Genomic DNA, 7,455 nt, shown 5'->3' on the forward strand with positions numbered 1-7,455 from the left:
CCATTATGGCATTATGCTCAACAAATCATAAGGCAAAAAAACCAGAAAAACTTGCATCTAAATGAATCCTCAATATACTGTATATAAATACAGTATATTGATAGTTTTATGCACCCTACTCTTAGTTATCTAAAACATAAAAACCTGTTGTGGCAAGCCAATCACGCTCAGCCTGTCAGGCATGCACAACATACAGGTTTTCAAGAATTAGATGAGGCTTTACAAGGAGGCTTTCCTGAATATGGGGTCATTGATATCCGTACGCCTCTAGGCATTGGCGAGTTACGCTTATTACTGCCTAGCCTACTAATGAGACAACAACAAAGGTCAGCCGAAATAATAGGTTTAATCGCCCCTCCTTTGCAGCTTAACAGTGAAATGTGGGCTGAATTTGGTTTTTCACTTAGCCAACTTATGCTGGTACAGCCTCAGGCAGATAAACAACTTTTATGGAGCGCTGAACAAAGCCTTAAAAGTGGCTGCTGCCATAGTGTGATCATGTGGCAAAACACATTATCGGTCACCCAAGTGAAACGCTTACAAATGGCAGCCGAAAAAGGTAATAGTTTACTTTTTATAATGCGTCAGCCTATACAAGAGCATATATCTTTACCTGTTACCCTAGGCCTTAGCCTAAGTCCCGCTAAAGAAGGCATACAAGCACAGATCACTAAACGCAGGGGCGCTTGGTCTAATCGAGCATTTAATGTTTACATGGGCGCTTACTGGCCTGAACTGAGTCAAACTAAGCCAAATAACGTGCTGACCTTTCCTTCTCGCGCATGCCGCACAGGCTAAATCTTTTAATTTTGGTTTAGTATGATGCAAAGCCTTTGGTTATACCTGCATTTTCCACAATTACAACTTGATTCGTTACTACAGCAGTGCGACTCGTCTGTGTCTCATGCTTATGTCATTTTTGATCCTCATACCAACCAAATTTGCCAGCTTAATCAACAGGCTTATCAAACAGGAATACGCTTAGGTATGGGGCTAGGCACCGCAGCTATGTTGAATGCCGAGTTACAGGTAGTGACTTACCAACCCAAGTTCAGCAAACAGCAGCTACACAATATTGCACAAAGCCTATATTTAGTGACCAGTGATATCAGTTTTTTTGCTCCTGATGGCTTGCTGCTTAGAGTGCACAATATGTTGAACTTGTACGGTAGCTTAACAACCTACTGGCAAGCACTGAGCCAGCAACTCTCAACCCAGCAAGTCTCTTTTCATTACGCCACAGGACACAGCCCCTTAGCCGCTCGACTCTTAGCGAGAAGCGCCTGGGATAAAGTAACCGATGATCATTCAAGCATACACCAAGCCATGGCCAGTATTGCCTTAACAAATAGCGATCTGGCCCCTCAAGTGGTAACCAAATTAGCCCGTGTAGGGGTACACAATATTAAAAGTTTGCTCAGCTTGTCGGTTGCTGAACTGGCCAAACGTTTTGATATAGAAGTTGCCACATACCTAGGAAAGCTGACGGCTGAGATCCCTCATCCCGTTGATTTTTTTCACCCTAAAAAAGCCTTTGAGTGCTTTACTGAGTTATTGTATGAAATTGAAAATACCCAAATATTACAACGCCCAATCAGCCAGCTTTTACAAAAGTTAGAAAGCTTTCTTAAAACCCGTGATTTATTGACCCAAAGTCTTATTTTCACGTTTTATCAAAGAGATGCGCAATCTATCCAGCTAAATGTGCACTCACAACAAGGGGAATATTTAGCTGAAGCTTGGGCCACATTAACGGCCTTAAAGTTAGAGCATGTGAAGCTCGAAGCACCCATTTTTGCAATTAACTTACAGGCAGAAAACAGTTATCTCAGAAGCCCAGAAAAACAGGATTTATTTGCCCATAAACGTGGCGCCCTCTCGCGCTTACAATTAGTCTCATTACTGCAAGCCAAACTTGGCGATAGTGCGGTTTTCTCACCTCAATTAACTGCAGATTATCGCCCAGAACACAGCCTAGTGCAGCAGACCTGCTTAATTAATAAGCCTCACCAGTTTGCGCTTTTTGCCCTACGTCCTAGCTTTTTACTCTCCCCACCTCAACCTTTGCAAGAAAAAGTCTCCATAGCTTATGGACCAGAAAGAATAGAAACCGGATGGTGGGATTGCCAAAGTGTGACTCGTGACTACTTTATTGCCCAGAATGTGCAAGCACAGTGGTATTGGATATTCAAAACGCCAGAAGGCGCTTGGTATTTGCATGGAGTATTTAGCTAATGTCTAGCAGTCCAAATTATGCAGAGCTATTTTGTCAGAGTAACTTTAGTTTTTTACAGGGCGCATCTCACCCGCAAGAATTAGTTAAACAAGCAGACTTTTTAGGCTATCAAGCCCTAGCGATAACCGATGAGTGCTCGGTTGCGGGTATTGCTCGCGCTTATACCGCCATTAAACAACAAGCACTCAAGATCAAGCTACTAGTAGGCAGCCTATTACGCTTAGATTCAGAGCTTGAGTTAGTGCTACTGTGCCCAGATAGAGCCGCTTATGCCGAACTTTGTCGGATCATTACCAATAGTCGTAAACGTGCGCCCAAGGGTCAGTACTTGCTAAATAAATGGGATTTACGTGGGGTAAAACATTGTTTAGTGATTTGGTTACCGACCGATGATAAAGACACTAACCATAAATGGGCAGCCTGGCTAAAAAAACACTACCAAAGCCGACTCTGGTTAGGCTACCAAAGACACCTAAAAGCTAACGAGCATAGGCATTTACAGCATTTAACCCAACTAAGTGATCACTATCACATTAGGATTTGCGCGGTAGGCGGCGTACTTATGCACCAGCAACAACGCTTGCCCTTACAACATGCTTTAACAGCTATCCGTAACGGCCAACCTATCCACACTTTAGGGCGCCAATTACTGCCTAATAGCGAACGCTATTTACGCCCACTACATAAATTAACCCGTCTATTTGAACCTGCATGGCTTGAGCAGAGCGTTATTATTGCCAAGCAATGTCACTTTGACCTTGGCAGCTTACGTTACGAGTACCCCAACGAATTAGTACCTGCAGGTAAAACAGCCTCGCAGTATTTAAGAGAGTTGGTGCTAAAAGGTATGCAATTACGATTTTCCAGTGGTGCTAGGCTCACTTTTGCGATTAAACGTATTATCGTTAAAGAGTTGACTCTGATTAAAGCGCTCAAGTACGAATATTTTTTCTTAACCATATACGACATAGTGCAGTTTGCTCAAAAGCAAAAGATTTTATATCAAGGTCGAGGTTCAGCAGCTAACTCTATAGTGTGTTATTGCTTACAGATCACCGCCGTTGATCCTCGTCAGATTTCGGTTTTGTTTGAACGTTTTATTTCTAAAGAGCGTCAGGAAGAACCTGATATAGACGTAGATTTTGAACATCAAAGACGAGAAGAGGTGATCCAATATATTTACCAAAAATATGGCAAAGAGCGCACAGCTATTGCTGCCACTGTTATCACCTATAGGCACAAAAGTGCCATTCGAGATATTGGTAAGGCACTGGGGGTCAATGAAAATCAACTCGATTATTTTATAAAAAATATGAACCACAGAGACAAAGAGTTAGGCTGGCAAAGCCAAATTATAGAGTTAGGTTTTGACCCCAACGCAACCCAAGGCCAACAATTTATTCATCTGGTCAATGAAATAAAGGGCTTTCCTCGCCATTTATCTCAACATGTAGGGGGATTTATTATTTCTCAAGGGCCGCTTTACCATCTTGTGCCTATAGAAAATGCCGCCATGCAAAATAGAAGTGTCATTCAGTGGGATAAAGACGATTTACAAAGTTTAGGTCTGTTAAAAGTCGATGTGTTGGCCTTAGGTATGTTAACCGCAATACGTAAATCATTTGATTTAATAACAAAACATTACCAACAAAGCATCGATATCGCACAAATCACTGCTTTAGGCGACGATCCTCAAGTCTATAAAATGATTCAGCAAGCAGACACAGTAGGAGTATTTCAAATTGAGTCGCGTGCACAAATGAGCATGCTACCTAGATTAAAACCCGCCACCTTTTATGATTTAGTCATACAAATTGCCATAGTTAGGCCAGGCCCTATTCAGGGTGGAATGGTGCATCCTTTTTTAAAAAATCGCGCCGCACCCCATTTAATTCAGCACCCATCCGAGGCCTTAAAAGCGGTACTAGCGCGAACAGCCGGAGTGCCTATCTTTCAAGAACAAGTAATTAAGATAGCCATGGTTGCCGCTGGGTTTACTGGTGGTCAAGCCGATCAATTACGCCGCGCTATGGGTAGTTGGAAAAAAACTGGGGAGTTAACCCTGTTTAAAGACAAGCTCATTAGTGGCATGTTAGCTAGAGGCTATAGCCAAGAGTACTCAGAACAAATTTACAAACAAATTTGTGGCTTTGGAGAATATGGATTTCCAGAATCTCACTCTGCCTCTTTTGCTGTATTAGCTTATGTCTCCTCTTGGTTAAAATACTATTTTCCTGAAGTGTTTTACGTGGCTTTATTAAATAGCTGGCCCATGGGCTTTTACCCGCCAGCGCAACTGATCCAAGATGCCAAACGACACCAAATTAAGGTATTACCCATATGCATTAATAGTTCTGATTATCAACATCGCCTAGCAAGGTATGGACAAAATTGGGCGATACGGCTTGGCTTTACCTTAGTCAAAGGTATAACTGAGAAAAAAGTAGCAAGCATAGTTCAGCATCGGCCTAAATCAGGATTTTCCCATATAAGCCAAGTCAAACAACTTAAACTAGACCGAGCCACCCTAGAAGCTCTGGCTAGCGCTAATGCCTTCAGTACAATATGCGACAATCGTTATGCCAGTCGCTGGCTGTTAATGGATAGCGAAAGTGAATTACCCCTGTTTAACCAACAAATATCCTTAGACACCAACTCACTTCCACAGCCTAGTGTTACTGATGACTTATTAGAAGATTATGCAGCAACCAGCCTTAGCTTAAACACTCACCCTATAGAGCTTTTACAAGCCAACAACTTATTACCGCGTTTTACTAGCGCTAACCAATTACAGCTTAAAGCACATCAAACCCCTATTAGTGTTATTGGTTTAGTGATTGGCAGACAGCGACCTGGTACTTCTAAAGGTGTGACTTTTATCACTCTAGAAGATCACACAGGTAATGTTAACGTAGTTGTATGGTTAGCCACTTCAAGGGCACAAAAACAGGCCTATTTAAAAGCTAAAATACTGCAAGTAAAAGGGCTTTTAGAAAGAGGAGATGGCGGCGTCACACATGTGATAGCCGGGCAATTAAATGACCTGAGTCATCTACTCAATCAACTTAAAGGACAATCACGAGATTTTCATTGATCAATACAACTTAGCCAAGTTTGTTTGTACTGCCTCTCTATATTTAATTAATTTTGGGTTATTGCTGGGCCCAACCATTCTATTTAGGCTTAACAAAAAACTTTTTACATTATGCCTTTGAGCTAGCCCTGCTTGCGACATATAGACTTTATCCCAAGAATTAAACGGCATAGGGTCAGATATTTGCGCCAACCATCTATGCCAGTAGGATTCGTCTAATTCATCCCGCAACATGGCATACACTACTGGCATTGCTAAACGCTCTGGCTCAGCATAGATATAGAAGTGATTAGCTTGTGGGCGTATTTGACTTGCAATAGCTACCAACATAGCTTGTATCTCTGCCTTCTCGATTTTGTTATTTAGCATTAATTGCAAAAACACATCAGCGCTATGAGCCACGCCATGCCGCCAACCTAATACTTCATCAAAACCTCTATAATCTTTTAGGGTGATTAAATAATCGGTGAGAACAGACACCAGTTTTTGACGTTGTTTACCTGTTAAATAAGGTGTTTTTCTATCTACTCTTACAACCTCTGATAACACCAGTACGACAAAAGGGAGGTACACTTGATTAACATCATTACGCCTTGACTCTATGTCTGCTAAAAATTCTGAAAACAAATAAAGCTGAGTATCACCACTCAACTTATTAGCTCTTAGCCAAGTAAAGTAGGCTTGATAGGCAATATCGTCTCTTATCTGTGGATCAGACGAGGCTAAACAAAACCTAAACTGATAAGCCAACTTATCTGACTCTACAGTCTCAAAGCCCTTATGTTTTAACTGCATTAGTTGAGTCTTGTTCCAGCCATTGGCAAAGCACTTTTCATCAGAAATGAATTGTTCTTTAGCCTCAACGGCAAAAGACATCAACAAGATCACTAGGGTACATTTAATACGCCAGAGTATATTCATGTTAATTAAGCTCAAATAAAAATAGCAGACTAACATAGTCAAATTATAAACCGACCCACATACCATAAACTGCTGATTTTTAGCGATTAATTACCAGTAGACTAAATCAAATAAAAGTCAGTAATAAAAATAAACTAAAATTTAGACATAAAAAAAGGGCCAACCTTTCGGTTAGCGCTTTCTTAGAATGGGAGTTTGCGGGGCTGGCCATCCAGCAATGTGCTACTCTCGCATGGGGGTGAAGGTGGTTTGCTTTTAGCTGCACCGCAGCGTAACCGCCTGAACGACAGGAGCTCTGCGACTGTCCGGGTATCCACTTTGTGCGGGGCTGGCCTTCCAGTGGTTTTTTGCTGAGTAGCAGTGCGCGGCAGCGCTTATACGAAAAAAGCCCAGTCGTTAGACTGAGCTTTTTCGTGTAATTGGGAGTCTGGCAATGTGCGGGGCACCCCGTGCTACTCTCGCAGGAGGGTGGAAGTGGGGCTTTCGGGAGCACTGCTCCCGCCACTGGAACGGTACGAGCTCTGCGAGTGCCCGGGAATCCAGTTCGTGCGGGGCTGGCCTTCCAGAGGTTGACTACTGGGTAGCATGTCACATCTATTCAGATGAAAGGTCACCTGCTTCCAAACCAATTGGGATGACACACTCACTAAATTTCAGACATAAAAAAAGGCCACCTTATGCAGGTGGCCTTTCTTCGGAATGGGAGTCTGGCAATGTGCTACTCTCGCATGGGGAAACCCCAAACTACCATCGCCGCTAATGTGTTTCACTTCTGAGTTCGGAATGGGATCAGGTGGTACCACATCGCTATTGTCGCCAGACAAAAACTGTATATAACGTTCATATGAACATTACGTTTTAATATGTAAAAGCTGAGGTCAATTGACCAAATAATCGAGGCTAAAGTTGCTTAGTCTTACTCTATTTTATGATGTTGTCTTGTCACTCTATACACGCTTTATAGTTTCTTATATCACCTTATCGTTTATCACTCGCTTTTAACTTTAGCGAGCAGATACATTGTCAGCAAAACCACGTTTTTGCGGTTAAGAAATGTATCGCGACAGCACGATAGTGCGTTTATAAAAAGCCACTTGGGCGTTGTATGGTTAAGCCTCACGGGCAATTAGTACAGGTTAGCTCAACGCATTGCTACGCTTCCACACCCTGCCTATCTACGTCGTAGTCTTCAACAACCCTTTAG

At 42.3% G+C, this 7,455-nt stretch carries 4 protein-coding genes and 2 rRNA genes; 3 read left to right on the forward strand and 3 right to left on the reverse strand.

Going from position 1 to position 7,455, the window contains the following annotated elements; genetic code table 11:
- The first annotated feature begins 108 nt into the window (after positions 1–108).
- The 3 genes from imuA to ACVCDT_RS03010 are packed head-to-tail and all read left to right on the forward strand — an operon-like array spanning position 109 to position 5,330.
- Entirely contained in the window at positions 109–798 is a 690-nt protein-coding gene (gene imuA / locus ACVCDT_RS03000; protein WP_447131255.1) for a translesion DNA synthesis-associated protein ImuA, read from the forward strand.
- Between the two features lie 21 nt (positions 799–819).
- Positions 820–2,235, forward strand: a complete 1,416-nt coding sequence (locus tag ACVCDT_RS03005; RefSeq protein ID WP_447131256.1) for a Y-family DNA polymerase — start codon at positions 820–822, stop codon at positions 2,233–2,235.
- Positions 2,235–5,330, forward strand: coding sequence for an error-prone DNA polymerase (locus ACVCDT_RS03010; RefSeq protein ID WP_447131257.1), 3,096 nt, complete (start codon positions 2,235–2,237; stop codon positions 5,328–5,330). The genes ACVCDT_RS03005 and ACVCDT_RS03010 overlap by 1 nt, the downstream gene beginning before the upstream one ends.
- Here ACVCDT_RS03010 and ACVCDT_RS03015 read toward each other — a convergent pair whose 3' ends face one another.
- The 3 genes from ACVCDT_RS03015 to ACVCDT_RS03025 all read right to left on the reverse strand — a co-directional run.
- Positions 5,331–6,251 carry a DUF2785 domain-containing protein gene (locus ACVCDT_RS03015; protein WP_447131258.1) on the reverse strand — a complete coding sequence of 307 codons (921 nt, stop codon included), beginning with the start codon at positions 6,249–6,251 and terminating at the stop codon, positions 5,331–5,333.
- Between the two features lie 705 nt (positions 6,252–6,956).
- Positions 6,957–7,072 (reverse strand): 5S ribosomal RNA (gene rrf / locus ACVCDT_RS03020).
- Positions 7,073–7,356: 284 nt separating this feature from the next.
- Positions 7,357–7,455 (reverse strand): 23S ribosomal RNA (locus ACVCDT_RS03025); the annotation flags it as partial.

Source organism: Paraglaciecola aestuariivivens (assembly GCF_052983255.1).